This window comes from Georgenia satyanarayanai, from assembly GCF_023715365.1.
Taxonomy (GTDB): Bacteria; Actinomycetota; Actinomycetes; order Actinomycetales; family Actinomycetaceae; genus Oceanitalea; species Oceanitalea satyanarayanai_B.
The window spans coordinates 17,694-40,965 of sequence record NZ_JAMBNZ010000017.1; the positions used below are offsets into that span (position 1 = coordinate 17,694).

The 23,272-nt window shown below is 72.4% G+C and carries 20 protein-coding genes, 1 tRNA gene and 1 pseudogene; 9 read left to right on the forward strand and 13 right to left on the reverse strand.

The window, feature by feature from the left end:
• Positions 1 to 16 precede the first annotated feature (16 nt).
• Positions 17 to 2,701: a bifunctional acetaldehyde-CoA/alcohol dehydrogenase gene (gene adhE / locus M3148_RS15585; protein ID WP_440136961.1), complete on the reverse strand. Its 2,685-nt coding sequence runs from the start codon at positions 2,699 to 2,701 to the stop codon at positions 17 to 19.
• 152 nt (positions 2,702 to 2,853) lie between these two features.
• Here adhE and M3148_RS15590 point away from each other — a divergent pair, with 152 nt between their 5' ends.
• Both M3148_RS15590 and M3148_RS15595 read left to right on the forward strand, forming a co-directional pair.
• Positions 2,854 to 3,069 (forward strand): exodeoxyribonuclease VII small subunit, encoded by a 216-nt coding sequence (locus M3148_RS15590; protein ID WP_251305652.1) that lies wholly within the window; start codon positions 2,854 to 2,856, stop codon positions 3,067 to 3,069.
• A complete protein-coding gene (locus M3148_RS15595; protein ID WP_251305653.1) occupies positions 3,066 to 3,977 on the forward strand; it encodes a carbohydrate kinase family protein in 912 nt (303 codons plus the stop codon). Before M3148_RS15590 ends, M3148_RS15595 begins: the two co-directional genes overlap by 4 nt.
• Positions 3,978 to 4,070: 93 nt before the next feature.
• Here M3148_RS15595 and M3148_RS15600 read toward each other — a convergent pair whose 3' ends face one another.
• Together M3148_RS15600 and M3148_RS15605 are read right to left on the reverse strand one after the other, a co-directional pair.
• Positions 4,071 to 5,447: a PhoH family protein gene (locus tag M3148_RS15600; protein ID WP_440136962.1), complete on the reverse strand. Its 1,377-nt coding sequence runs from the start codon at positions 5,445 to 5,447 to the stop codon at positions 4,071 to 4,073.
• Between the two features lie 320 nt (positions 5,448 to 5,767).
• Entirely contained in the window at positions 5,768 to 6,529 is a 762-nt protein-coding gene (locus M3148_RS15605; protein ID WP_251305655.1) for an isoprenyl transferase, read from the reverse strand.
• Between the two features lie 145 nt (positions 6,530 to 6,674).
• Between M3148_RS15605 and trhA the strand changes: the two genes are divergently transcribed.
• The gene (trhA, locus tag M3148_RS15610; RefSeq protein ID WP_251305656.1) at positions 6,675 to 7,382 is read left to right on the forward strand and encodes a PAQR family membrane homeostasis protein TrhA; all 708 of its coding nucleotides are present in this window, start codon (positions 6,675 to 6,677) and stop codon (positions 7,380 to 7,382) included.
• Between the two features lies 1 nt (position 7,383).
• Here the strand turns inward: trhA and M3148_RS15615 are convergent, their stop codons facing one another.
• Together M3148_RS15615 and mca are read right to left on the reverse strand one after the other, a co-directional pair.
• Positions 7,384 to 7,638, reverse strand: coding sequence for a hypothetical protein (locus tag M3148_RS15615; RefSeq protein WP_251305657.1), 255 nt, complete (start codon positions 7,636 to 7,638; stop codon positions 7,384 to 7,386).
• The gene (gene mca / locus M3148_RS15620) at positions 7,635 to 8,507 is read right to left on the reverse strand and encodes a mycothiol conjugate amidase Mca (protein WP_251305658.1); all 873 of its coding nucleotides are present in this window, start codon (positions 8,505 to 8,507) and stop codon (positions 7,635 to 7,637) included. The genes M3148_RS15615 and mca overlap by 4 nt, the downstream gene beginning before the upstream one ends.
• A 95-nt stretch (positions 8,508 to 8,602) precedes the next feature.
• Here mca and M3148_RS15625 point away from each other — a divergent pair, with 95 nt between their 5' ends.
• On the forward strand, positions 8,603 to 9,019 hold the full coding sequence (locus M3148_RS15625) for a DUF4307 domain-containing protein (RefSeq protein ID WP_251305659.1): 417 nt from the start codon (positions 8,603 to 8,605) through the stop codon (positions 9,017 to 9,019).
• A 175-nt stretch (positions 9,020 to 9,194) separates the two neighbouring features.
• The gene (gene greA, locus M3148_RS15630) at positions 9,195 to 9,680 is read left to right on the forward strand and encodes a transcription elongation factor GreA (protein ID WP_251305660.1); all 486 of its coding nucleotides are present in this window, start codon (positions 9,195 to 9,197) and stop codon (positions 9,678 to 9,680) included.
• 62 nt (positions 9,681 to 9,742) lie between these two features.
• Here greA and ilvA read toward each other — a convergent pair.
• Positions 9,743 to 10,945 (reverse strand): annotated as a pseudogene (gene ilvA, locus M3148_RS15635) (threonine ammonia-lyase); the annotation flags it as partial.
• 5 nt (positions 10,946 to 10,950) lie between these two features.
• On the reverse strand, positions 10,951 to 12,309 hold the full coding sequence (locus M3148_RS15640; protein ID WP_285884992.1) for an AI-2E family transporter: 1,359 nt from the start codon (positions 12,307 to 12,309) through the stop codon (positions 10,951 to 10,953).
• A 153-nt stretch (positions 12,310 to 12,462) separates the two neighbouring features.
• Between M3148_RS15640 and msrA the strand changes: the two genes are divergently transcribed.
• Positions 12,463 to 13,152, forward strand: a complete 690-nt coding sequence (gene msrA / locus M3148_RS15645; protein WP_251305662.1) for a peptide-methionine (S)-S-oxide reductase MsrA — start codon at positions 12,463 to 12,465, stop codon at positions 13,150 to 13,152.
• Positions 13,153 to 13,267: 115 nt separating this feature from the next.
• Here the strand turns inward: msrA and M3148_RS15650 are convergent, their stop codons facing one another.
• On the reverse strand, positions 13,268 to 13,672 hold the full coding sequence (locus M3148_RS15650) for an FKBP-type peptidyl-prolyl cis-trans isomerase (protein ID WP_251305663.1): 405 nt from the start codon (positions 13,670 to 13,672) through the stop codon (positions 13,268 to 13,270).
• Between the two features lie 9 nt (positions 13,673 to 13,681).
• The gene (locus M3148_RS15655) at positions 13,682 to 14,194 is read right to left on the reverse strand and encodes a MarR family winged helix-turn-helix transcriptional regulator (protein ID WP_251305664.1); all 513 of its coding nucleotides are present in this window, start codon (positions 14,192 to 14,194) and stop codon (positions 13,682 to 13,684) included.
• A gap of 76 nt (positions 14,195 to 14,270) precedes the next feature.
• On the opposite strand from M3148_RS15655, the gene M3148_RS15660 reads away from it, so the two are divergent.
• Positions 14,271 to 17,360 carry an efflux RND transporter permease subunit gene (locus M3148_RS15660; protein ID WP_251305665.1) on the forward strand — a complete coding sequence of 1,030 codons (3,090 nt, stop codon included), beginning with the start codon at positions 14,271 to 14,273 and terminating at the stop codon, positions 17,358 to 17,360.
• Positions 17,361 to 17,414: 54 nt separating this feature from the next.
• Here the strand turns inward: M3148_RS15660 and M3148_RS15665 are convergent, their stop codons facing one another.
• A complete protein-coding gene (locus tag M3148_RS15665; RefSeq protein ID WP_251305666.1) occupies positions 17,415 to 18,386 on the reverse strand; it encodes an acetylxylan esterase in 972 nt (323 codons plus the stop codon).
• Between the two features lie 117 nt (positions 18,387 to 18,503).
• Positions 18,504 to 19,388 (reverse strand): Bax inhibitor-1/YccA family protein, encoded by an 885-nt coding sequence (locus tag M3148_RS15670; RefSeq protein ID WP_251305667.1) that lies wholly within the window; start codon positions 19,386 to 19,388, stop codon positions 18,504 to 18,506.
• A 252-nt stretch (positions 19,389 to 19,640) separates the two neighbouring features.
• On the opposite strand from M3148_RS15670, the gene M3148_RS15675 reads away from it, so the two are divergent.
• Positions 19,641 to 20,591 carry an ABC transporter ATP-binding protein gene (locus tag M3148_RS15675; protein ID WP_251305668.1) on the forward strand — a complete coding sequence of 317 codons (951 nt, stop codon included), beginning with the start codon at positions 19,641 to 19,643 and terminating at the stop codon, positions 20,589 to 20,591.
• Entirely contained in the window at positions 20,588 to 21,448 is an 861-nt protein-coding gene (locus M3148_RS15680) for an ABC transporter permease subunit (protein ID WP_251305669.1), read from the forward strand. The genes M3148_RS15675 and M3148_RS15680 overlap by 4 nt, the downstream gene beginning before the upstream one ends.
• Before the next feature lie 22 nt (positions 21,449 to 21,470).
• Here M3148_RS15680 and M3148_RS15685 read toward each other — a convergent pair whose 3' ends face one another.
• Together M3148_RS15685 and M3148_RS15690 are read right to left on the reverse strand one after the other, a co-directional pair.
• The gene (locus M3148_RS15685; RefSeq protein WP_251305670.1) at positions 21,471 to 22,871 is read right to left on the reverse strand and encodes an NAD(P)/FAD-dependent oxidoreductase; all 1,401 of its coding nucleotides are present in this window, start codon (positions 22,869 to 22,871) and stop codon (positions 21,471 to 21,473) included.
• A gap of 314 nt (positions 22,872 to 23,185) precedes the next feature.
• Positions 23,186 to 23,259: transfer RNA gene (locus M3148_RS15690), tRNA-Leu, on the reverse strand.
• Between the last annotated feature and the right edge of the window lie 13 nt (positions 23,260 to 23,272).

Sequence of the window (23,272 nt, forward strand, 5' to 3'; positions counted from 1 at the left end):
GGCGGCCCCCCCGCCGTCAGACGAGGGCCTGCGCCTCCACCGCGAGACGCGCCTCCCGCACCTGCGTGAAGGAGGTGCCGTGGTAGGCGGCCGCCATGAGGTCCTTCATGTCCTCGAGCATCGGCATGCGCGGGTTCGCCGGGGCGCACTGGTCCTCGTAGGACCGCATCGCGAGGTCGTCCAAGCCCTCGAGGAAGGCACGCTCGTCGACGCCCTGCGCCGCGAAGGACGCAGGAATCCCGACCGCGGCCCGCAGCTCCTCCACCGCCCGGGCGTAGGACTCCACCCCCTCCTCGGCGGTCCGGGCCGGCAGCCCCAGCGCCTCGGCGATCTCCCGGAAGCGCTCCGGCGCCACGTAGGACTCGTACTTCGGCCAGCTCGTCAGCTTCGTGGGGACCGTCCCGTTGTACCGGACGACGTGCGGGAGCAGGGTCGCGTTGGTCCGCCCGTGCACGAGGCCGAAGGTCGAGCCGACGGTGTGCGCCATGGCGTGGACGATGCCGAGGAAGGCGTTGCCGAAGGCCATGCCGGCGATCGTGCCGGCATTGTGCATCTTCTCCCGTGCCTCGGCGGCCCGCGGGCCGCCGTTCACGGACTCGGCGAGGTTGGCGAAGATGAGCCGGATCGCGTGCAGCGCCATCCCGTCGGTGAAGTCGTTGGCGTAGACGGACACGTAGGCCTCGGTCGCGTGGGTGAGGGCGTCGAAGCCGGAGTCCGCGGCGAGCGAGGCGGGCATCTCGCCGGTGAGGGCCGGATCGATGATCGCGACGGTCGGGGTGAGCGCGTAGTCGGCCAGCGGGTACTTCACCCCCGTCGCCGGATCGGTGATGACGGCGAAGGGCGTCACCTCCGCGCCGGTGCCCGACGTCGTCGGGATGCACACGAGCTTGGCCTTCTCCCCGAGGGCGGGGAACTTGAAGGCCCGCTTGCGGACGTCGAAGAACTTCTCACGGATGTCGGTGAAGACGACGTCCGGGTGCTCGTACTGCAGCCACATGACCTTGGCCGCGTCCATCGGTGAGCCACCGCCGAGCGCGATGATGGTGTCGGGCCGGAACTCCCGCATCGCGCTCGCCCCCCGCTCGACCGTGGTGATGGACGGCTCCGGCTCGACGTCGTCGATGATCTGGAGGGCGACCTTCCCGGGCCGGCGGCCGAGGACGTCCAGGACCCGGTCGACGAAGCCGAGGCGGGTCATCGTCGCGTCGGTGACGACCGTGACGCGGTGGACGTCGGGCATGTCCTCGAGGTAGCGGATGGCGTTGGCCTCGAAGTACGTCTTGGCCGGCACCTTGAACCACTGGAGGTTGTTGTTCCGCCGGCCGATCCGCTTGATGTTGAGGAGGTTGGCCGCCGAGACGTTGCCCGAGACGGAGTTCGCGCCGTAGCTGCCGCAGCCGAGGGTGAGGGAGGGCAGGAAGGAGTTGTAGATGTTGCCGATGCCGCCGAGGGACGCCGGGGAGTTCCAGATGACCCGCACGGCCTTGACCCGCGAGCCGAACTCCTCGACGGTGGCACGGTCCTCGGTGTGCACGGCGGCGCTGTGGCCGAGACCGTCGAGCTCGACCATCTGCTCGGCGAGCGTCATGCCGTGCTCCCGGTCCGCCGCGCGGAGCACGGCGAGCACGGGGCACAGCTTCTCGCGGGTGAGGGGCTCGCGGGGCCCCACACCGGTGACCTCGGCGAGGATGATCGAGGTGTCGGCGGGAACGGTGAAGCCCGCCTGCTCCGCGATCCACTGCGGGCTGCGACCGACGACGGCCGCGTTGAGCCGCGCCCCGGAGCAGGCCGCCTCCCCCGCTTCCTCGCCGAAGATGAAACGCTCGAGCATCGCCTTCTCGGCCGGGGTGGCGCGGTAGGCGTGGAGCCGGGCGAACTCCGCGAGCGCGGCGTCGTAGACGGAGTCGTCGATGATGACGGCCTGCTCCGAGGCGCACACCATGCCGTTGTCAAAGGCCTTGGACAGGACGATGTCGTTGACCGCCCGGGGCAGCTTGGCGCTGGCCTCGATCCACGCCGGGACGTTGCCCGCGCCCACCCCGAGGGCCGGCTTCCCGCAGGAGTAGGCGGCCTTGACCAGCGCGTTGCCGCCGGTCGCGAGGATCATCGCCACGCCGGGGTGGTGCATGAGCTCGCGGGTGGCCTCGAGCGAGGGCTCGCTCACCCACTGGATGCAGTGCTCCGGCGCCCCGGCGGCCACCGCGGCGTCCCGCACCACCCGCGCGGCCGCCACCGAGGACTCCTGGGCGGCCGGGTGGAAGGCGAAGATGATGGGATTGCGGGTCTTGAGCGTGATGAGGGCCTTGAAGATCGCCGTCGAGGTCGGGTTGGTCACCGGGGTGATCCCGGCGACGACGCCCACGGGCTCGGCGATCTCGACGATGCCGTTGAGCTCGTCGCGGCCGACGACGCCGACCGTCCGCATGCCCGACATCGAGTTCGTCACGTGCTCGCAGGCGAAGATGTTCTTCACCGCCTTGTCCTCGAACACACCACGGCCGGTCTCGGTCACGGCGAGGCGCGCGAGGACACCGTGCTGGTTGAGGGCCGCCACCGACGCCTTCTTGACGATGCGGTCGACGTCCTCCTGGGTGAAGGACTCGTAGGCGGACGCGGCCAGCGCCGCACGGGCGACGAGCCGGTCGATCTGCGGGCGCGGGCTGCTGCCCGTGTCCTGCTGTGCTGCGGGGGTCGTGTCGATGCTCACCGTGGGCTCCGTGGTCTCGGACTCATGTGCTGGCCGGGTCCGCGTCGACCCAGTTCCCACGCTACGGACGGGAACCTGACGGCTCCAGAGGCGAAGGTCCCGACGGTCGCCCGGGGCACAGCGGCGGCTCTGCCAGACTTGGGCGCATGACCACCCCCGACGTCGAGTCACTCAGCTACGAGCAGGCCCGCGAGGAGCTCCAGGACGTCGTCCGGCGCCTCGAGACCGGCGCGGCCACGCTCGAGGAGTCGATGCGCCTGTGGGAGCGCGGGGAGGCGCTCGCCGCCCGCTGCCAGCAGTGGCTCGACGGCGCGCGCGAGCGCCTCGCCAAGGCGCAGCAGGCAACGGAGGAGGACAAGTGACCGCGCCCCTCCTCGTCCTCGGCGAGAGCCTCATCGACATCGTCGAGCGCACCGGTGAGGAGCCGGTCGAGCACGTGGGCGGCAGCCCGGCCAACGTCGCGGTCGGCCTGGCCCGGCTCGGGCACGACGTCGAGCTCGCCACGTGGTTCGGCCGCGACGAGCGCGGGGAGCGGATGCGCGCCCACCTGGAGCGCGACGGCGTGTCCGTCGCCCCGGGGTCCGACGGCGCCTCGCGCACCTCCACCGCCCTCGCGCGCCTCGACGAGGCCGGGGCCGCCGACTACGAGTTCGACATCACCTGCGACCTGCCGGACCTCGCCGGGCGCGCCCCGCGCCTCGTCCACACCGGCTCGATCAGCGCCGTCCTCGAGCCGGCCGCCGCGCGCACCGCCCGCCTGCTCGACGCCGTCGCGAGCACGGCCACCGTCACCTACGACCCCAACGCGCGCCCCGCGATCATGGGCTCCGCGGCCGAGGCCCGGGCGCGGGTCGAGGCGCTCGTCGCGCGCTCCGACGTCGTCAAGGTCTCCGACGAGGACGTCGCCTGGCTCGCGCCCGGTGAGCCCGTCGCCGACGTCGCGCGCGCGTGGCTGGCCCTGGGGCCTGCCGTCGTCGTCGTGACGAAGGGCGGCGAGGGCTCCGAGGCGTACGCGGCCGACGACCTCGCCGTGAGCGTCCCCGCGCCGCGCACGACCGTCGTCGACACGGTCGGTGCCGGCGACTCCTTCATGGGCGGCATCATCGACGCCCTCGTCCGCGCGGACCTCGTCGGCGCGGACCGCCGCGAGCGCCTGCGCGCCGTCGACGCGGCAACGCTGCGGACGGTGCTCGAGCGGGCCGCCGCGGTCGCCGCCGTCACCGTCTCCCGCGCGGGCGCGAACCCGCCCACCGCCGCCGAGCTCGAGTAGCCCCCGCCCCGCCCTTTTTCGCGCCGAGAGCTGAGTCGTTCCGGGCTCGACTAACCCCAGCCCCGCCCCTCCTCGCGAGGGGCGGGGTGAGGATCAGATGACGGGCGATCCCTCCTCGAGGACCTCGGTGACGAGGGCGGCGATGGCTGAGCGCTCCGAGCGGGTGAGGGTGACGTGCGCGAAGAGCGGGTTGCCCTTGAGCATCTCGACGACGGCCGCGACGCCGTCGTGGCGCCCCACGCGGAGGTTGTCGCGCTGGGCGACGTCGTGGGTGAGGACCACCTTGGAGTTCTGCCCGATGCGGGAGAGCACCGTGAGCAGGACGTTGCGCTCGAGGGACTGCGCCTCGTCGACGACGACGAAGGCGTCGTGCAGCGACCGTCCCCGGATGTGGGTGAGGGGCAGCACCTCGAGCATCCCCTGGGCGAGCACCTCGTCCAGGACGTTGCGGTCCACGAGCGCCCCGAGGGTGTCGAAGACGGCCTCGGCCCACGGACCCATCTTCTCGGCCTCGGTGCCGGGCAGGTAGCCGAGGTCCTGGCCGCCGACGGCGTAGAGCGGGCGGAAGACGACGACCCTGCGGTGCTCGCGCCGCTCGAGGACGGCCTCCAGGCCCGCGCACAGCGCGAGGGCCGACTTGCCGGTGCCGGCGCGGCCGCCGAGGGAGACGATCCCGATGCCGGGGTCGGTGAGGAGGTCGATCGCGACGCGCTGCTCCGCGCTGCGTCCGTGGACCCCGAAGACCTCCCGGTCACCGCGGACGAGACGCAGCCGGCCGTCCGACGTCACCCGGCCCAGGGCCGAGCCGCGCCCGGAGTGGAGCACGACGCCCGTGTGGCACAGCTCCTCGGTGAGGTGGTCCGCCAGGGCGAGGCCCGCCGTCTCGAGCTGCTCCTCGCCCCACAGGGTGGCCATCTCCTCGTCGGTGAGGTCCGCCGTCGTCATCCCCGTCCAGCCGGAGGCGACGACCTGCTGGGCGCGGTACTCCTGGGCCGGGATGCCGAGCGCGGAGGCCTTGACCCGCATCGGCAGGTCCTTGGAGACGACGGCGACCTCGTGGCCCTCCGCGGCGAGGCTGGCCGCGACGGACAGGATGCGGGTGTCGTTGTCGCCCAGTCGCAGGCCCGAGGGCAGCACCTCGGGGTCGGAGTGGTTGAGCTCGACGCGCAGCGTGCCGCCGGCGGTGCCGACGGGGACCGGGACGTCGAGGCGGCCGTGGCGCACGCGCAGGTCGTCCAGGAGGCGCAGCGCGGTCCGGGCGAAGTAGCCGAGCTCGGGGTGGTGGCGCTTGCCCTCGAGCTCGGTGACGACGACGACCGGCAGCACGACGTCGTGCTCGGCGAAGCGCCCGATGGCGTGCGGGTCGGAGAGCAGGACCGAGGTGTCCAGCACGTAGGTGAGGCGCACGGCGGTCTCGGACAGCTGCGCCTGGGCGAGGTCCGCGAGCGGGTCCGGGTGGGTCAGGGTCATGACGGTTCCCTCCGGCGCACCGGCCGTGGCCGTGCCGGGCGCGGCGAGTAGGGCGAGCGGCCTGCCGGCGGGGCCGGCGGCCCCTGCGAACGTCACGTCCATCGGTGGCCTCCCGGAGGGCGGCGGGTGTGCTGCCCGTCACACCCGACGCTAGGCCCGCAGGCGCGGCGCGGGCCCCGCGACACACCCAAGGTCAGCAGAAGTCCACCGAGACTCCACCCGCCCCCCACCCCCGCATATGCGGGATTGATGCGGTGGGAATCGGCGAAAGACTGCCGATATCCCGCATATGCGGGGTTTGTGCGGGGGGTGGGGCGGGGTCAGCGGCCGAGGCGGCGCTCGCGCTGGGTGTAGTCACGCAGGCCGCGCAGGAAGTCCACCCGGCGGAAGTCAGGCCAGTAGGCCTCGCAGAAGTAGTACTCGCTGTGGACGCTCTGCCACAGGAGAAAGCCGCCCAGCCGCTGCTCGCCGGAGGTGCGGATGACGAGGTCCGGGTCGGGCTGGCCCTTGGTGTAGAGGTGCTCGGCGATGCTCTCGACGCTCAGCGCCTCGGCCGCCTCCTCCAGGCTGAGCCCCTGCGCGGCGTAGGAGTGGAGCAGGGAGCGCACGGCCGCGGTGATCTCGTACCGACCGCCGTAGCCGACGGCGACGTTGACGTGCAGGCCGCTCACGTGGGCCGTGCGCTCGACGGCGCGGGCCAGCCGCTCGGCCACGGCCTGCGGCAGCAGCTCCAGGGCCCCGACGACGCGCAGCCGCCACCGGCCGGAGTCGGCGAGCGTGTCGACGGCGGAGGCGATGATCTCGAGCAGCTCGGCGACCTCGTCGGCGTCGCGCTGGAGGTTGTCGGTGGACAGCATCCACAGGGTGACGATCTGCACGCCGGCGTCCTCCGACCAGCCGAGCACCTCGGTGATCTTGTCCGCGCCCCTGCGGTGGCCGTGGGAGGCAGGGTTTCCCAGCGCCCGTGCCCAGCGGCGGTTGCCGTCGAGGATGACCCCGACGTGCCGCGGGGTGGCGGACCGGTCGAGCCGGCGGGCGAGACGGCGCTCGTACAGTCCGTACAGCAGGCGGTGGGGCCGCATGTCCTGGGGCACTCCTGACGACGGGGCGGGACGACGGGCCCAGGCTACTCCGACGGCGGGTAGGGCACGGTGGTCCCGTCCACTACGCTGGCGTAAGTTACGGCAGCGTAGGTTGTCGCTCCGTCCCACCGGAAGGAGGTGCCGGTTGGCACCCGACACTCCCCCTGCCCGTCGTGCCGCCGAGGAGATCGCGGACGTGGCCGAGGCGGTCACGGAGGCCGTCAAGCCGCGGCTGCGCGGCTGGGTCCACGCCGGGACGGCGCCCTTCGCCCTCGTCGCGAGCATCGTCCTCGTCGCCCTCGCGCCGCCCGGCGCGGCAACCGTCTCGACGGCGGTGTTCGGGATCTCCGCCGTCCTCCTGTTCGGCACGAGCGCGGTCTACCACCGCGGCACGTGGTCCCCGCGCACCGCCGCGGTGCTGCGGCGCCTGGACCACTCGAACATCTTCCTGCTGATCTCCGGCACCTACACCCCGCTGGCGGTCCTCCTGCTCCCGGCCGACACCGCGCGGGTGCTGCTCACGGTCGTGTGGGTGGGCGCGATCGCGGGCATCCTCATGCGGGTGCTGTGGCTGGGCGCCCCGCGCTGGCTCTACGTGCCGATCTACGTCGCCCTGGGGTGGGTGGCCGTGTGGTTCCTGCCGGACTTCTCCCGCGCCGGCAGCCCGACGATCATGTGGCTCGTCATCGCCGGCGGCGCCTGCTACACCCTGGGCGCCGTCGTCTACGGCACGAAGCGACCCAACCCCAGCCCGCGCTGGTTCGGCTTCCACGAGATCTTCCACGTCGGCACGGTGGGCGGCTACGGGTGCCACTACGCCGCCGTCGCGCTCGCCGTCGCTGCCGTCGCCTGACTCAGCGGCCCGGGCCGGCCTCCCGCTCCTGGGCCTCGCGCTCCGTCCGGCGCCGGCCCTCGTGCTCGACCTTGCGCACGTGCTTGGTGAGCGAGCGGAAGAGCAGCCAGCCGATGAAGGCGAGCACGAAGAAGGCGATGAAGCCGGCGATGCCGGGCGTGACGGTGTAGATCGTCATCTCCGGGTCCGGCGCGGGCGGCGTGGGGGTCTGCGCGCTCAGCGCGAGGAGGAGCGGCGTGAGGAGGGCGGGGGTCACGCGCTCAGCCTACGCAGCCCCGCGAAGAGGTCGTCCTCGGGGATCTCCACCGGCACGCGGACCTCGGCGAGCTCGAACTGCTCCACCGGCCACACCTCCCGCTCGATGTCCCGGGGCACCTCGAAGAAGAAGCCCTCGGGGTCGATCTGCGTGGCGTGGGCCCGCAGCGCCTCGTCGCGGCGGTCGAAGTAGTCCTCGCAGCGCACGCGGGTGGTGACGGTGCGCTGAGGGCGGGTCGCCGCCCGCTCGAGCCAGTCCTCGAAGGGCGAGACGAGCCCGCGCGCGTGCATGGCCTCGGAGATCGCCTTGATCCTGTCGAGGGAGAATCCGACGTCGTAGTAGAGCTTGGACACCTCCCACGCCGGTCCGGCATCGGGGAACTGCTCCGGGTCGGCGGCCGCGTGGAAGGCCGCCACGGAGATCTCGTGGGTGCGGATGTGGTCGGGGTGGGGGTAGCCCCCCTCCTCGTTGTACGTCGTCATCACATGCGGGCGGAAGGTGCGGATCTCCCGCACGAGCGCCTCGACCGGCACCTCGAGCGGCTCGAGCGCGAAGCAGCCCTCGGGCAGCGGCGGGAGCGGGTCCCCCTCGGGCAGCCCGGAGTCGACGAAGCCGAGCCACGTGTGCTCGATCCCCAGCGCCTCGGCGGCCGCCGCCATCTCCCGACGGCGGTAGGCGAGCATGTCGGCGAGGATCGACTCGTCGTGGGCGAGCTTGGGGTTGAGGATGTCGCCCCGCTCGCCGCCGGTGCACGTCACCACCCGGACGCGGTGGCCCTCGGCCACGTACCGCGCCATCGTCGCGGCACCCTTGCTCGACTCGTCGTCGGGGTGTGCGTGCACCGCCATGAGGCGCAACTGCTCGCTCACTGTGTCTCCTCCTGATCTGGACCGGCATCGATTCTCGCCTGCCGCGACGCCCGGGGGCAACGCAGGTGACGAGAGCCATGGATGACAATGGGAGCGTGAGCACCCCTGACGACGAGCAGCGCGCCGCCCTCGAGGAGCGTTACGGAGCAGCGCCCGACGCCGCGACCCTGCGCCGTCGTCGTCTCCTCCTGGCCGTCCTGGCCGTCCTCGCCGTGGGGGCGTTCGTCGTCCTCGCCGTCGTCTCGACCGACGAGGCGGTGCGTACCGAGGGTGCCGCCTTCACCGTCGTCGACGACTCCGCCGTCGAGGTCACCTTCGTGGCCCACATGGAGCCCGGCACGACGGCGGAGTGCACGGTCCTGGCACTCAACGGGTCCTTCGCCCAGGTGGGGGTGGCACGCGTGCCCGTGGGCCCGGCGCAGGAACGGACCACCCTCGTCACCGCACGTGTCGCCACGACCGAGCCGGCCACGGGCGCGCGGGTGTCCGGCTGCCGCGAGACGGGCTCCTGAGGTACGAGAACCGCCACGTCCGGTGTCCGCCTGACGGGATTTGCTATCCTGACGCCATCGCCCCGCACGGCGAGCAGCGCAGCGTCGCCCGTCGCGGCGAGCGCGTACCCCCGAAAGCCTCGGCCCGACCAGCGGCCGAGGCTCATGATTTTATGTGTTGGATGAAGGAGGAGACGTGGCCGAGACAGCGACCACCTGGCTGACCGCCGAGGCGTACAACCGCCTCAAGGCAGAGCTCGAGCACCTCACGGGGCCCGGCCGCGCCGAGATCACCGAGCGTATCGAGGCGGCCCGCGCCGAGGGTGACCTCAAGGAGAACGGCGGGTACCACGCCGCCCGCGAGGAGCAGGGCAAGATGGAGGGCCGGATCGTCCAGCTCACCGAGCTGCTGCGCAACGCACAGGTCGGGGAGGCCCCGGCCGACGACGGCGTCGTCGAGTCCGGCATGGTCGTCACGGCCAAGGTCGCCGGTGAGCAGGAGGTCTTCCTTCTGGGCTCCCGTGAGGCCGCCCAGGACGTCGACGTCGAGGTGCTCTCCGAGCGGTCGCCGCTCGGCGCCGCGATTGTGGGCAAGAAGGCCGGCGACTCGGTGACCTACACGGCGCCGAACGGCAAGGACATCGCCGTCGAGATCGTCAAGGTCAAGCCCTTCACGGGCTGACGGCGCGACACGCCCGAGCGGGGTGCGGGTGGCTGCGGCCACCGGCACCCCGCTCCCGCGTTCTACTCGACGGACCGGACGCCGTAGCCGGCGTCGCGCAGGGCGGTGACGACCTCGTGGCAGTGGTCGGTGCCCTTCGTCTCCACCTCGACGCCGATCCGCACCTCGGCCACGCCGAGGTCGGCGGCCGTGCGGTCGTGCCGGATGCTCACGACGTTGCTGCCCGTGGCGGCGAGGACGCCGACGAGCCCCGCCAGGGAGCCGGGCTGGTCGGGGACACGGACCTCCATCTGGAGGTAGCGCCCCGCGGCCACGAGACCGTGCCGCAGGATGCGGTGGAGCACGAGGGTGTCGACGTTGCCGCCGGACAGGACGACGACGACGGGCCCCTCGAGGCCCGCGGGTCCGTCGAGGAGTGCGGCCGCCCCCACCGCGCCGGACGGCTCGACGACGAGCTTGGCCCGCTCGCTGAGGACGAGCAGTGCACGCGAGATCGCCTCCTCGCTCACCGTCCGGACCTCCGCGACGTGGCGGCGCACGATCCCGAGCGTCAGCTCGCTGGGGAGCGGGACGGCGATGCCGTCGGCGATCGTGCTCATCCGCTCCAGCGGCACCGGCCGCCCGGCGGCGAGCGAGGCGGGGAAGGCCGCCGCCCCGGCCGCCTGGACGCCCACGACCCGCACGTCCGCGCCACGCGCGTGGACGGCCGCGGCGATCCCGGCGAGCAGTCCGCCTCCCCCGGTCGGTACGAGGATCGTGCGGAGGTCCGGCACCTGGTCCAGGACCTCCAGACCGATCGTCGCCTGGCCCACGACGATGTCGCGGTGGTCGAAGGGCGGGATGAAGACCCGCCCGCTCGCCGCCGCCTCCCGCTGCGCGGCCACGAGCGCACCGGCGATGTCCGTGCCCTCCTGGCGCACCTCGGCGCCGTAGCCGCGGGTGGCCGCCAGCTTGGGCAGGGCAGCCCCCACGGGCATGTAGACGACGGCCGAGATGCCGAGTTCCCGCGCAGCGAGGGCCACGCCCTGCGCGTGGTTCCCGGCGCTGGCGGCGACGACGCCGCGTGCCCGCTCCTCCACGCTGAGCCGGGACAGGCGCACGTAGGCGCCGCGCAGCTTGAAGGACCCGGTGCGCTGGAGGTTCTCGCACTTGAGGAGCACCGGCATCCCCGCCACGCCGCTGAGCGCACCGCTCCTCTCCACCGGGGTGCGGTTCGTGACGCCGCTCAGGAGGGCGGCGGCCTCCTCGACGTCGGCGAGGCTGATCTCGCTCACGGCGACGGCGACCCTCCCGCGGGCTCCTCGTCGTCCTCGGGCTCCCCGACGGTGACGGAGGCGCTGGCGGTGGCGTCGTCGTCATGCTCGTCCCCTTCGGCCGCGGCGTAGGAGTCGGCGATGGACCGGAAGAGCGTCCCCGGCGGGCCGCCCGGCCGGTGCCAGTCCGTGGCCGCCCTCGGGTGCTTGTCGTGCCCGTGGAAGTACAGGACGACCGTGTTGATCACGGCCGCGACCGGCACGGCGAGCAGGGCACCGAGGATGCCGGCGACGCCCGTGCCCGCGGTGACGGCGAGCAGCACGGCCACCGGGTGGAGGGAGACGGCGTTGCCCATGAGCCACGGCTGCAGGACGTTGCCCTCGATCTGCTGCACGAGCAGCACGACGAGGAGCATGATGACAGCGGTCTTGGGGTCCTGGTCGACGAGCGCGACGAGCACCGCGACCGAGCCGGTGACGAGGGCACCGACGATCGGGATGAAGGAGCCGAGGAAGACGAGGACCGCCAGTGGCAGGACGAGCGGCAGGCCGAGGATCGCGGCGCCGACACCGATGCCGATGGCGTCGACGAGAGCGACGAGGATCTGCGTGCGGGCGTAGCCTCCCAGGGTGATCCACCCGCGGATGCCCGCCTCGTTGACACGCTCACGGGTGCGCGCCGGCGCGAGGCGGACGAACCACTGCCAGATGCGCCGCCCCTCCCGGAGGAAGAAGAAGAGACAGAAAAGAGAGATGACGGCACCCGCCGCGACCTGCGTCACCGAGGTCGTCGCGGCCAGCGCACCGGACACGAGCGCGCTCGAGTTCGACTCGAGCGTCGCCATCCCCTCGTCCAGCCACGCCTGCAACTGGGCCTCGTCGATCCCGAGGGGTCCGTCGGAGAGCCAGCTGAGCAGCTCGCCGAAGCCCTGCGTGGCCTGGTCGGCGAGGTCGGTGAAGCCGGCGATCACCGAACGGCCGGCCATCGTGAGCAGGCCGACGACGACGGCGAGCGTGCCGAGCAGCGTGACCATCGCCGCGAGCGTGCGCGGGACCCGCATCCGCTTGCGCAGCCACGCCGAGACCGGGTCGAGGAGCACGGCGAGGAGGATCGCGACGACGAAGGCCACGACGACCGTCTTGAACACGACGACGAGGTAGCCGACGAGAGCCGCCGCCGCGGCGATGGCCAGCACCCGCCAGGACCAGGCGGCCGCCGCGCGGACCGGGAGCGGGACGGCGAGCTCGGCGGAGTCGTCCTCCCCGAGGCGCGACTCATGAACCACGCGCGCGACGACCGGCGGCTCCTCGAGGGAGTCGCTGCGGCGGGCAGGGATCAGCCGGGAGAGCCACCCGGGTGGCGCGTTCTCGGACATGGGCCCCGCAATCGACGTGGTGAACAAGCCGAGCCACAGCCTAGAGGACCGGCCTCAGCCTCCCAGGGAATACCCAGGTGGCCGTGGTGTTGTAAATGGGCGCCGGCTGCCGTCCCCCCGCGGCAGTCGGCGTCTCTCACTGCTGGAGGTCACATGTTCTTCCGTCCCGAGCCTCGTATGGTCACCGCCGAGGAGGCGCTGCCCGGGCGCCAGGTCCCCGGCTTCACCGTGCCCGAGCGCCACGAGGTCCTCGGCACGCCGCTGCGCGGCCCCTGGCCCGCGGGTACCGAGGTGCTCTACGTGGCCATGGGTTGCTTCTGGGGCGCCGAGCGGATCTTCTGGAAGCTCGACGGTGTCGTGACGACGGCAGCCGGGTACCAGGGCGGCTTCACGCCCTACCCGACCTACGAGGAGGTGTGCACCGGCCGCACGGGGCACACCGAGGCCGTGCTCGTCGCCTACGACCCCGCACGCACCGACCCCGAACGCCTGCTCAAGGCCTTCTGGGAGAACCACGACCCGACGACGCCGAACCGTCAGGGCAACGACGTCGGCACCCAGTACCGCTCGGCGATCTACTGGACGACGCCGGAGCAGCAGCGGGCGGCCGAGTTCACCGCCGAGGCCTTCGGGCGCGTGCTGGCCGACGCCGGCCACGGCCCGGTCTCCACCGAGCTGACCCCCGCGGGCACCTTCTACTACGCCGAGGACTACCACCAGCAGTACCTGCACAAGAACCCGGGCGGGTACTGCAACCACGGCCCCAACGGCTTCAGCTGCCCCGTGGGTCTGGTGCGGCAGGACCAGGTCCCCGCCCAGCAGGACGTCCTGCCCCCGGCCTGAGCCGGTCCCCCGGCACCCACATACGACTGTGCGCCCGTCGGGCCACCATGCTCCCGGTCGACGGGGCGCATGGTGCAGCCGGCGGGCGCACAGTGCGTGAAGGGGTGAGGCGCGGCTACTCGACGCCGACGATGTCGACGACGAACACGAGGGTGTCCTCGCCGCCGATGCCTGCCTGCGGGACGCCGCGCGAGCCGTAGCCGTGCTCCGGCGGGATGGACAGGAGGACGCGCGAGCCGATCGCCTTGCCGACGAGGCCGTCGTCCCAGCCGCCGATGACCATGCCCATCCCGATGGGGAAGGAGATGGTCGAGCCGCGGGTGTAGGAGCTGTCGAAGACCGCGCCGTCCCAGACCTGGCCGTGGTAGTTGACGACGATGGTGTCGCCCGGCTCGACGGCCGCGCCGTCACCGGCCTCGAGGACCGTCACCTGCAGGCCGTCGGGCGCCGGGGTGCCCGGGAAGGTGAGGGCCGGCTCGTCACCGAAGGAACCGGACGCGATGGGGAGGTTTGCGCTCATCCCACCAGCCTACGGGGCGAGCCGCGGCCCGCCCGCGCAGCCCTCCGGCAGGCACCCGTCCTCACGGCTCGCCTTGGCCTCGACAGCCGCCCACATGGCTCCCAGGCCGCGCGCGAGCGCCCGGAGGTCCTCCGGGTCCAGGGTCTGGAGGATCTCCATCCCCACCCGCCACCCGGCGGCGTCGTGCTCGGCGACGAAGGCCTGACCTGCGGGGCTCAGCGCCGTGAGCCGCACGCGCCGGTCGGTGGGGTCCTCGCGCCGCTCGACCATCCCCCGCTCGACGAGACGGTCGACGATGCCGGAGACCGTGGGCATCGAGACGTCCAGGTGCCGGGCGAGGTCGTGGCCACCGAGCGGGCCGTGGCTCGCGAGGAGCGCGACGAGCCTGAGCTGCTGCATGGTGAGCGTCGAGCCGAGGATCGGGCCCAGCTGCTCGTGGACGAAGAACTTCGCGACCATCTCACCGGTCGCCCGGACCTCGTCGATGAGGCGATGACGCTCACCCGGGCGCTGCTCGTCCACCGTGTTACCTTACTTTGGGTTTACCTAACAATTAGGCCTCCCACTACATTACTCCACGCCGTCAGACGGAGACCTCGTGTCGTCACTCGCCCGGTTCAGCCTCGCCAACCGCGCCCTCGTCGCCCTCGCCACGGTGCTCGCCGTCCTCGGCGGGCTGTGGGCGACGACGACGCTCAAGCAGGAGCTCATCCCGCCCCTGGACCTGCCGATCGTCGGTGCGGTCACGACCTACCCGGGCGCCTCGCCGGAGGTCGTCGAGCAGCAGGTGAGTGATGTCGTCGAGCAGGCCGCGGGCGTCGTCGCCGGGCTGGAGGGCACGACGTCGACGTCGAGCGCCGGCTCCTCCGTCGTCCTCCTCGAGCTCGCCTACGGCACCGACGTCACCAACGCCCAGCAGGAGTTCCAGGCGGCGCTCACGCGACTGGAGCCGGTCCTGCCGGAGTCGGCCGACACCCAGGTCATCAGCGGCGGCATCGACGACCTCCCGGTCATCCAGCTCGCCGCCGCGACGAGCGGGGACCAGGAGCAGGCCGCCGAGGTGCTGCGCACCGTCGTCGTGCCCGAGCTCGAGCGCCTCGAGGGCGTGCGCGACGTCCAGCTCAGCGGCGTCCAGGACCGCTTCGTCCGCATCGACGTCGACCTCGCCGCACTCGCGGCGGCCGGTGTCGACCCGACCGCGATCGCCGACGCGCTGCGTGCCAACGGGGCCGTCGTGCCGGGCGGCACGATCACCGAGGACGACCGGACCCTGTCCGTGGAGACCGGTGCCCGCCTCACCTCCGCCGAGGACGTCGCCGCGCTGCCGGTGCCCACCGAGGCCGGTCCCGTCCTCGTCGGTGACGTCGCCGAGGTCAGCGCCGAGCGCGCCGAGGCGACCTCCTTCAACCGCACCGACGGTGACCCGAGCTTCGGTCTGGCCGTCACCAAGACCCCCGACGGCAACACGGTCGACGTCTCCGAGGGAGTCCAGGAGCTCCTGCCCGAGTTCGAGACCGCGCTCGGTGACGGCGCCGAGATCACCGTCGTCTTCGACCAAGCGCCCTTCATCCAGGACTCCATCAAGGACCTCGCCACCGAGGGTCTGCTCGGTCTCGTCTTCGCCGTCGTCGTCATCCTGCTCTTCCTGCGCAGGTGGCGGCCCACCGGGGTGACCGCGCTGTCGATCCCGCTGTCCCTCATCGTCGCCCTCATCGGCCTGCGCACGGTCGGCTACACCCTCAACCTCTTCACGCTCGCGGCCCTCACGGTGTCGGTCGGGCGCGTCGTCGACGACTCCATCGTCGTCATCGAGAACATCAACCGGCACCTGTCCTACGGCAAGGACCGCCGCACCGCGATCCTCGACGCCGTGCGCGAGGTCGCCGGGGCCGTCACGTCGGCGACGATCGCCACCGCCGCGGTCTTCGTCCCGATCGGTCTCGTCGGCGGCATGGTCGGTGAGCTCTTCCGGCCCTTCGCCTTCACCGCGGCCCTGGCGCTGCTCGCCTCGCTCTTCGTCGCGCTGACGATCGTCCCGGTGCTCGCGTACTGGTTCGTCCGGGGGCCCAAGCCCGGGGAGGACGCCACCGCCGTCCGGGAGGCGGCCGAGGCCAAGGAGCGCTCCGGCGCCCTCCAGCGGACCTACGTCCGGACGCTGCGGACCGCCCTCGCGCGGCCGTGGGTCGCGGTGCTCGTCGCCGTCGCCGTCCTGGGCGGCACGGTGGGCCTGGCCACCCAGCTCGAGACCGAGTTCATCGGCGACACCGGCCAGAACACCCTGTCCGTCACGCAGGCCCTGCCGGCGGGCACCTCCCTCGAGTCCGCCGACGCCGCTGCGCAGGAGGTCGAGGAGGTCGTCGCCGGCCTCGACGCCGTCGACACCTACCAGGTGACCGGTGGCTCCGGGGACTCCGCCATGGCCTTCTTCGGGGCGGGTGGTGAGACGACCTTCTCCATCACCCTCGACCTCGAGGCCGACGCCGTCGCCGCCGAGGACGAGCTGCGCTCGCGCCTGGAGGAGCTCGACACCGCGGGCGAGCTCACCGTCGCCACGGGCATGGCCGGCTTCTCCGGCAGCCTCGAGGTCGTCGTGAGCGGCGCCGACGGCGAGGACGTCGAGTCCGCCGCCGCGGACGTCCTCGCGGCCGTCGAGGGCATCGAGGGCACGACCGACGTCGCCTCCAACCTCGCCGCCGAGCTGCCCACGCTGCTCGTCGAGGTCGACCGCGAGGCCGCCGCCGCACTCGGGCTCAGCGAGGCCCAGGTCGGGCAGACGGTGTCCACCGCCCTCCAGGGGACGACCGTCGCCTCGATCAACACCGAGTACGGGCGCAACGACGTCGTCATGGACGTCGGCGAAACACCGAGCACCCGCGAGGAGCTCGCCGCCCTGCCGCTCACCACCCCGCTGGGCCCGGTCCCCCTCTCCGAGGTGGCCGAGGTCCGCGAGGTCGAGCAGCCGGTCTCCATCACCCGCGCCGACGGGCTGCGCAGCGCGACCATCAGCGCGACGTCCACCGCCTCGGACCTCGGCAGCGTGACGAGCGAGCTCCAGGCCGCCGTCGACTCCCTCGACCTGCCGGACGGCGTGGCCGCCGAGGTGGCCGGCGTCAGCGCCGAGCAGGAGGAGGCCTTCGCCAACCTCGGCCTGGCCCTGGCGCTGTCGATCGCCATCGTCTACCTCGTCATGGTCGCGACCTTCAACTCCCTCGTGCAGCCGCTCGTCCTCCTCGTGTCGGTGCCCTTCGCGGCCACCGGCGCCGTCGGGATGCTCGTCGTCACCGGGAGCCCGCTCGACGTGCCGGGCCTCATCGGTGCCCTCATGCTCGTCGGTGTCGTCGTCACCAACGCGATCGTCCTCATCGACCTCATCAACCAGTACCGCAAGCAGGGCATGCCGCTGGGGCAGGGCATCGTCGAGGGCGGCCGCCACCGGCTGGCGCCCATCCTCATGACGGCCGCGGCCACCATCGCCGCGCTCACTCCGATGGCGATCGGCGTGACGGGCGGGAGCGCCTTCATCTCCCGGCCGCTCGCGCTCGTCGTCATCGGCGGCCTCATCACCTCGACGCTGCTCACCCTGCTGCTCGTGCCGGTGCTCTACCTCCTCGTCGAGCGCCGCCTGGAGAAGCAGCGGGCCAAGCGGGCCGAGAAGCAGCCCGACCTCGTCGCGGCCGCGGCCGACTGACCAGCGGGACGACGAGAGCCGGGCACCCACGAAGGTGCCCGGCTCTTGCCGTTCTCAGCCCAGCCGCTCGGCGAGCCAGCCCAGCTGGCGCTCGCGCTGGAACTCCGTGCCGCCCTCGTGCTCGTTGAAGGGGTAGACCTCGACGTCGACGTCCCCGCCCCACACGTTGGCCGCGGCGTAGACGGTGGATGGCGGGCAGACCGGGTCCATGAGCGCGACGGAGTACAGCGCGGGCGCCTGGGCGCGCCGGGCGTGGTTGACGCCGTCGACGTAGGACAGCGTGCGGAAGGCGTCCTCGACGCGGTGCCGGTGCGCGGACAGGTAGGTGCGCACCTCCGCGAAGGGGCCGGCGGGCGCGCGCTCGACGCCGCGGCGGATGTGGGACAGCCACGGCACGTCCGGCATCGCGGCGGCGACGTCGATGAGCCCGGCGACGGCGGTGGTGATCGCCCCGCCCTGACTCACGCCGGTGACGGCGACCCGTGCGGGGTCCACACCCGGCAGCTCGCGAACCGCCTCGACGGCGCGCACGCCGTCGGTGTAGACGCGCCGGTAGTAGTGGTCGTGGGGGTCCTCGATACCCCGGGTCAGCGTGCCGGGTGCGGCGACGCCGGCGCCCGCAGGGTCGGGGGTGGCGCCGAAGCCGTTCGTCGGCGCGGTGCCCTGTCCACGGGTGTCCATGACGACGTAGGCGTAGCCGGCCGCGGCCCACGTGAGCCGGCTGTGGGCGAGGCCGCGCCCACCCCCGTAGCCGAGGTACTCGACGACGGCGGGCAGCTGCTCGCCCGCACGCCCGGCGGGCCGCAGGTACCAGCCCTTGACGCGGTGCCCGTCGAAGCCGGAGAAGGTGAGGTCGAAGGTCTCGATCGCGGTGAGGTGGGCGTCCACGGGCGTGGCCTCGACGGCGAGGTCGTGGGCGCGAGTCTCGGCCAGTGTCCGGGCCCAGAAGGCGTCGAAGTCGGCCGGCTCGGCGACGTCCGGACGGTAGTGCGGCAGCTCGGCGGCATCGATGTCGAAGAGGGGCACGGCCGGAAGCCTAGCGTCGTCCGCGCGCTCCGGACATGTCGACAGCCGGCCACACCAGACGCCGAGAGCCGGATTCCTCCAGGGAGGAGTCCGGCTCTCGGCTAGGGTTCGGGTGGACTAGTCGCTGCCGCGGAGGATGGCGAGCAGGCGGAGGAACTCGATGTAGAGCCACACGAGCGTGACGATGAGACCGAAGGCGGCCGACCACGCGAAGCGGGCCGGGATGCCGCCCTCGACGCCCCGCTTGATCGCGTCGAAGTCCATGATGAGGCAGATCGCGGCCAGGCCGACGGCGAAGACGCCGACGATGACCCCGAGCGGGATGCCCATGATCTCCACGCTCGAGCGCAGGCCGAAGGCGGCGTCGCCCGAGCCGAAGAGCATGACGCCGAGGTTGACGAGGGAGAAGAGGGCGTAGCCGACGAGCGCGATGAGGACGAACCGCGTGAGCTTCGGGGTGACGCGGACCGCACCGCTCGAGAAGAGCAGGAGCGTGGCGACGAAGGTGGCACCGGTCGCGAGGACCGCCTGGAGGACGATGCCCGGGTAGATGGTCTCGAAGACCATCGAGATACCACCGAGGAAGAGCCCCTCGGCCGCGGCGTAGACGGCGATGAGCGCCGGGCTCGGCTCCCGCTTGAACGCGTTGACCAGACCGAGCACGAATCCCACTGCGAGACCGCCGTAGGTGGCCAGCGGGTTGCCGTCCAGGACGAACCAGTTGAGCGCCCCCATCGCGACGACGAGCGCGAGCAGCCCGCCGGTCTTGATGATGACGTCGTCGTAGGTCATCCGGCCCGTCTGGGCCGGGCCGGCGGCCGGCTGCTGGTAGGCGTTCTCGAGGTGCTGGACCTGGTAGGGGTCAGCCGCCGGCGGCTGCTGGTAGGTGGTCCCGCCCTGCGGCGCGTAGCCCGGGTGGGTGGGGTAGCCGTTCGGGGTCGTCGCCCGCTGCTGCCGGCGCTCGCCGAAGTACGGGCTGTTCTCGAAGACTGGATTGCTCACTCAGTGCCTCCTGGTCGCAGCGCGGCTCGAGCCGGCGCCATGGTCTGTCCGCGGCCCATCCTAGGGGGGGTGCCGTGGGACGGCCCGCATCATGACAACGTGCGCCTGCCCCGCCGTGTTCCCGCCTCGTGCGCGGGACTGAGCCCTGCCTCCCCCACGAGCGGGAGGACGTGGCGCCGCAATCTCCCCCTTCGGGGCGTCGCGGCGCACCCCCGCCGACCTCTACGGTGGAGGCCGGACAAGGAGGTACGCATGATCGAAGCCCACGAGCTCACCAAACGGTACGGGGATAAGACCGCCGTCGACCGGGTGAGCTTCACCGTACGACCGGGCACCGTCACCGGCTTCCTCGGCCCCAACGGCGCCGGGAAGTCGACAACGATGCGCATGGTCGTCGGACTGGACCGGCCGACGTCGGGCACGGTCACCGTCAACGGTCGGCCCTACGCCCAGCACCGCACCCCGCTGCGCGAGGTCGGGGTGCTGCTGGACGCCAAGGCCGTCCACACCGGCCGCTCGGCGTACCAGCACCTGCGTGCCCTCGCCGCCACGCACGGCATACCGACGGCCCGGGTGCGGGAGGTCATCGAGATGACCGGCCTGCAGGCGGTGGCCCGCAAGCGGGTCGGCGGCTTCTCCCTCGGCATGGGCCAGCGGCTGGGCATCGCCGCAGCCATGCTCGGCGATCCGCGCACCCTCATCCTCGACGAGCCCGTCAACGGCCTGGACCCGGAGGGCGTCAAGTGGGTGCGCACGATGGTGCGCCAGCTCGCCGCCGAGGGCCGCACCGTCTTCCTCTCCTCCCACCTCATGAGCGAGATGGCCCAGACCGCCGACCAGCTGCTCGTCATCGGGCGCGGGCGCATCATCGCCGCCGGGCCGGTGCAGGAGATCATCGACGCGACCCGCGGCGTCACCGTCCGCGTCCGCTCGCCGCGCGCCGGCGAGCTCGGGGACCTCCTCAGCAGGGCGGGTGCCACGCTGCGACCGGCCGAACCGGGGCTCATGGAGGTCACCGGCCGCACCGCCGAGGAGATCGGCGACCTCGCTGCCGCGTCCGGCATCCCGCTCCACGAGCTGACGCCCGTCCGTGCCTCCCTCGAGGACGCGTACATGACCCTCACCCAGGACGAGGTGGAGTACCACTCCGAGCCGCAGCACGGCAACGGCACATCCGCCCGCACCGAAGGAGCCGCCCGATGAGCGCCGCCACGTCCGCCGCCACCCCCACCGTCCCCGTCCGGCCGGTGGGCCTGGGCCGCGTCCTGCGCTCGGAGTGGGTCAAGCTCTGGTCGCTGCGCTCGACGTACTGGACCATCGCGCTCACGCTGCTGGCGATGCTCATGCTCGCCGTGCTCATGGCCTTTGCCGCGGGTGCGGTGGCCTCCGACGGCTCCTTCGCCCCCGAGGAGGTCGGGCTGGACGGGCTCACCGTGCTGGGCACCGCCTACGGGATGGCGCAGCTCGTCATCGCGGTCCTCGGGGTGCTCGTCGTCACCGGCGAGTACTCCACCGGGATGATCCGTTCCTCGCTCACCGCGGTGCCCACCCGGCTCCCGGTGCTCGCCGCCAAGGCCGTCCTCGTCGCGCTCGTGTCCTTCGTCGTCGGCGTCGTCGGGATCGCCCTCGCCTACGTCCTCACGATGCCGATGCTCGCCGACGCGGGTGGGGCCGCGGATCTCGGCGACCCCGACACCCTGCGGATGTTCTGGGGCACCGGCCTCTACCTCGCCGCCGTCGGTCTCTTCGGCCTGGCGATCGGCACGCTCGTGCGCCACTCCGCCGGAGCGATCGCCGTCGTCGTCGGGATCCTGCTCATCCTGCCCACCGTCCTGCAGCTGGCGATGAACGGCCTGGACTGGCTCCGCGACATCTACCCCTACCTGCCGACGGCGGCGGGTGACCGGATCATCACCGCCGGCGGGTCCACCGAGGCCATGTCGGGGATGCCGGGCATGCCCGAGCTGCTCGACCCGTGGGTCGGCTACGGCGTCTTCCTCGGCTACGTCGCCGTGGCCCTGCTCGCCGCGGCCGTGCTGCTGCGCCGCCGCGACGCCTGACCCCACGCGGGGCTGGGCCACCTCACTCCTTGGCCGCGGACGGCGAGGGCTGCTTCTTCTGGTCGTTGGTCGCCGCGGCGACAAAGGACGCGCGCGGGCTCTGGAGCGAGCCGAGGGCGACGAGCTCGCGACGGAAGAAGAGCGCGGTCGTCCAGTCGAGCACGATGCGCACCTTGCGGTTGAGGGTCGGCATCGCCCACATGTGGTAGCTGCGGTGCATGAACCAGGCGATCGGGCCGCGGAGCTTGAGCCCGCCGACGTTCGCCACGCCCTTGCCCAGCCCGAGCGACGCGACGGTCCCGATGTTCTTGTGCTTGTAGTCCTCCAGCGGCTCACCGCGCAGGGCCCGCACGAGATTCGCCGCGAGGTGCTTCGCCTGGCGCACGGCGTGCTGGGCGGTCGGGCCGGTCGTCGCGCCGTGCTCGCCGGTGAGGTCCGGGACCGCGGCACAGTCACCGGCGGCCCACACACCCTCGACCACGCCGTCGTCATCGACCACCTGGAGCGTGGGCAGCGCCCGCACCCGGCCACGCTCGTCGAGCGGGAGGTCGGAGCTGCCGAGGACAGGGTTGGCCTTGACGCCGGCGGTCCACACGACGGTGTCCGCCTCGAACTCCTCGCCGGTGGACAGCTTGATGTCCCCGTCGACGCAGGAGTCGAGGAAGGTGTTGAGGTGGATCTCGATGCCGCGGGCACGCAGCTGCTCCATGGCGTAGCCACCGAGCTCCTCGCCCACCTCGGGCAGGATGCGGCCGGCACCCTCGACGAGGATGAAGCGCATGTCCTCCCGTCGGATGCCGTCGAAGTTCTTGGACGCAGCCCGGGCCATGTCCTCGATCTCACCGAGCGCCTCGACGCCGGCGAAGCCACCCCCGACGAAGACGAAGGTGAGCTTGCGACGGCGCAGCTCGGGGTCCCAGGTGGACGCGGCGACGTCCATCTTGCCGAGCACCTGGTTGCGCAGCGCCGTGGCTTCCTCGACCCACTTGAAGCCGATGGCGAACTCGGCGAGACCGGGGATCGGCAGGGTGCGGGCCACGGACCCGAGGCCGATGACAAGCTCGTCGTAGGACAGCTCGTAGGGCTCACCCTCCTCGACCGGCTCCACGACCACACGACGCTCGGCGTGCCGGATCTCCGAGACGCTGCCGGTGACGAGCGTGCAGCCGCGCAGCTCGCGGCGCAGCGGCGCGACGACGTGGCGGGGCTCGAGGGCGCCGGCGGCGGCCTCCGGCAGGAAGGGCTGGTAGGTCATGTAGGAGCGCGGGTCGACGATCGCGATCTCGACCTCCTCGCGACTCATCCGCTTGCGCAGACCGAGCGCGGTGTACAGGCCGATGTACCCGCCCCCGAGGATGAGGATGCGCTTCGTGCGGCGCGGGCGCGGCGTGCTGGCAGGGGCCGTTCCGGTCGAGGCAGTCATGAGTCGATCGTAGGTCGACGGCGTCCGCTTTGCGCGGTGCGGACCCGTACTGTCCCCCAACTCACGCTTCCGGCTACAGGAACTCCTCGAGCGAGTCCTCCAGCAGGGAGGTGGTGGGACGGACGCCGTTGTCCGTGCCGTCCCGCTCCTCCTGCCGCGTACTCTCGAGCACCGCGGACACGTCCATCGTGATCTCCATTCCTCGAGCCGCCCGCCCGAGCTGGTGGATCAAGTCTGCGCGAGTTCACGCGCGTGGGCATCCGCCGCGAGAACGGGGACGCGTGGACCAAAGGACGACTGGGTCCGGACGTCGGTGCCCCCAGCGGGACTCGAACCCGCACTGAGCCGATTTTAAGTCGGCTGCCTCTGCCGATTGGGCTATGGGGGCGGCGCCCGGCCAT

Coding starts and splice junctions, on each gene's coding strand:
- M3148_RS15680 (WP_251305669.1), top strand. CDS start 20,588: ATGAGCGCCGCCACGTCCGCCGCCACCCCCACCGTCCCCGTCCGGCCG.
- M3148_RS15590 (WP_251305652.1), top strand. CDS start 2,854: ATGACCACCCCCGACGTCGAGTCACTCAGCTACGAGCAGGCCCGCGAG.
- M3148_RS15675 (WP_251305668.1), top strand. CDS start 19,641: ATGATCGAAGCCCACGAGCTCACCAAACGGTACGGGGATAAGACCGCC.
- M3148_RS15640 (WP_285884992.1), bottom strand. CDS start 12,309: ATGTCCGAGAACGCGCCACCCGGGTGGCTCTCCCGGCTGATCCCTGCC.
- M3148_RS15600 (WP_440136962.1), bottom strand. CDS start 5,447: ATGACCCTGACCCACCCGGACCCGCTCGCGGACCTCGCCCAGGCGCAG.
- M3148_RS15650 (WP_251305663.1), bottom strand. CDS start 13,672: ATGAGCGCAAACCTCCCCATCGCGTCCGGTTCCTTCGGTGACGAGCCG.
- M3148_RS15605 (WP_251305655.1), bottom strand. CDS start 6,529: ATGCGGCCCCACCGCCTGCTGTACGGACTGTACGAGCGCCGTCTCGCC.
- M3148_RS15685 (WP_251305670.1), bottom strand. CDS start 22,871: ATGACTGCCTCGACCGGAACGGCCCCTGCCAGCACGCCGCGCCCGCGC.
- msrA (WP_251305662.1), top strand. CDS start 12,463: ATGTTCTTCCGTCCCGAGCCTCGTATGGTCACCGCCGAGGAGGCGCTG.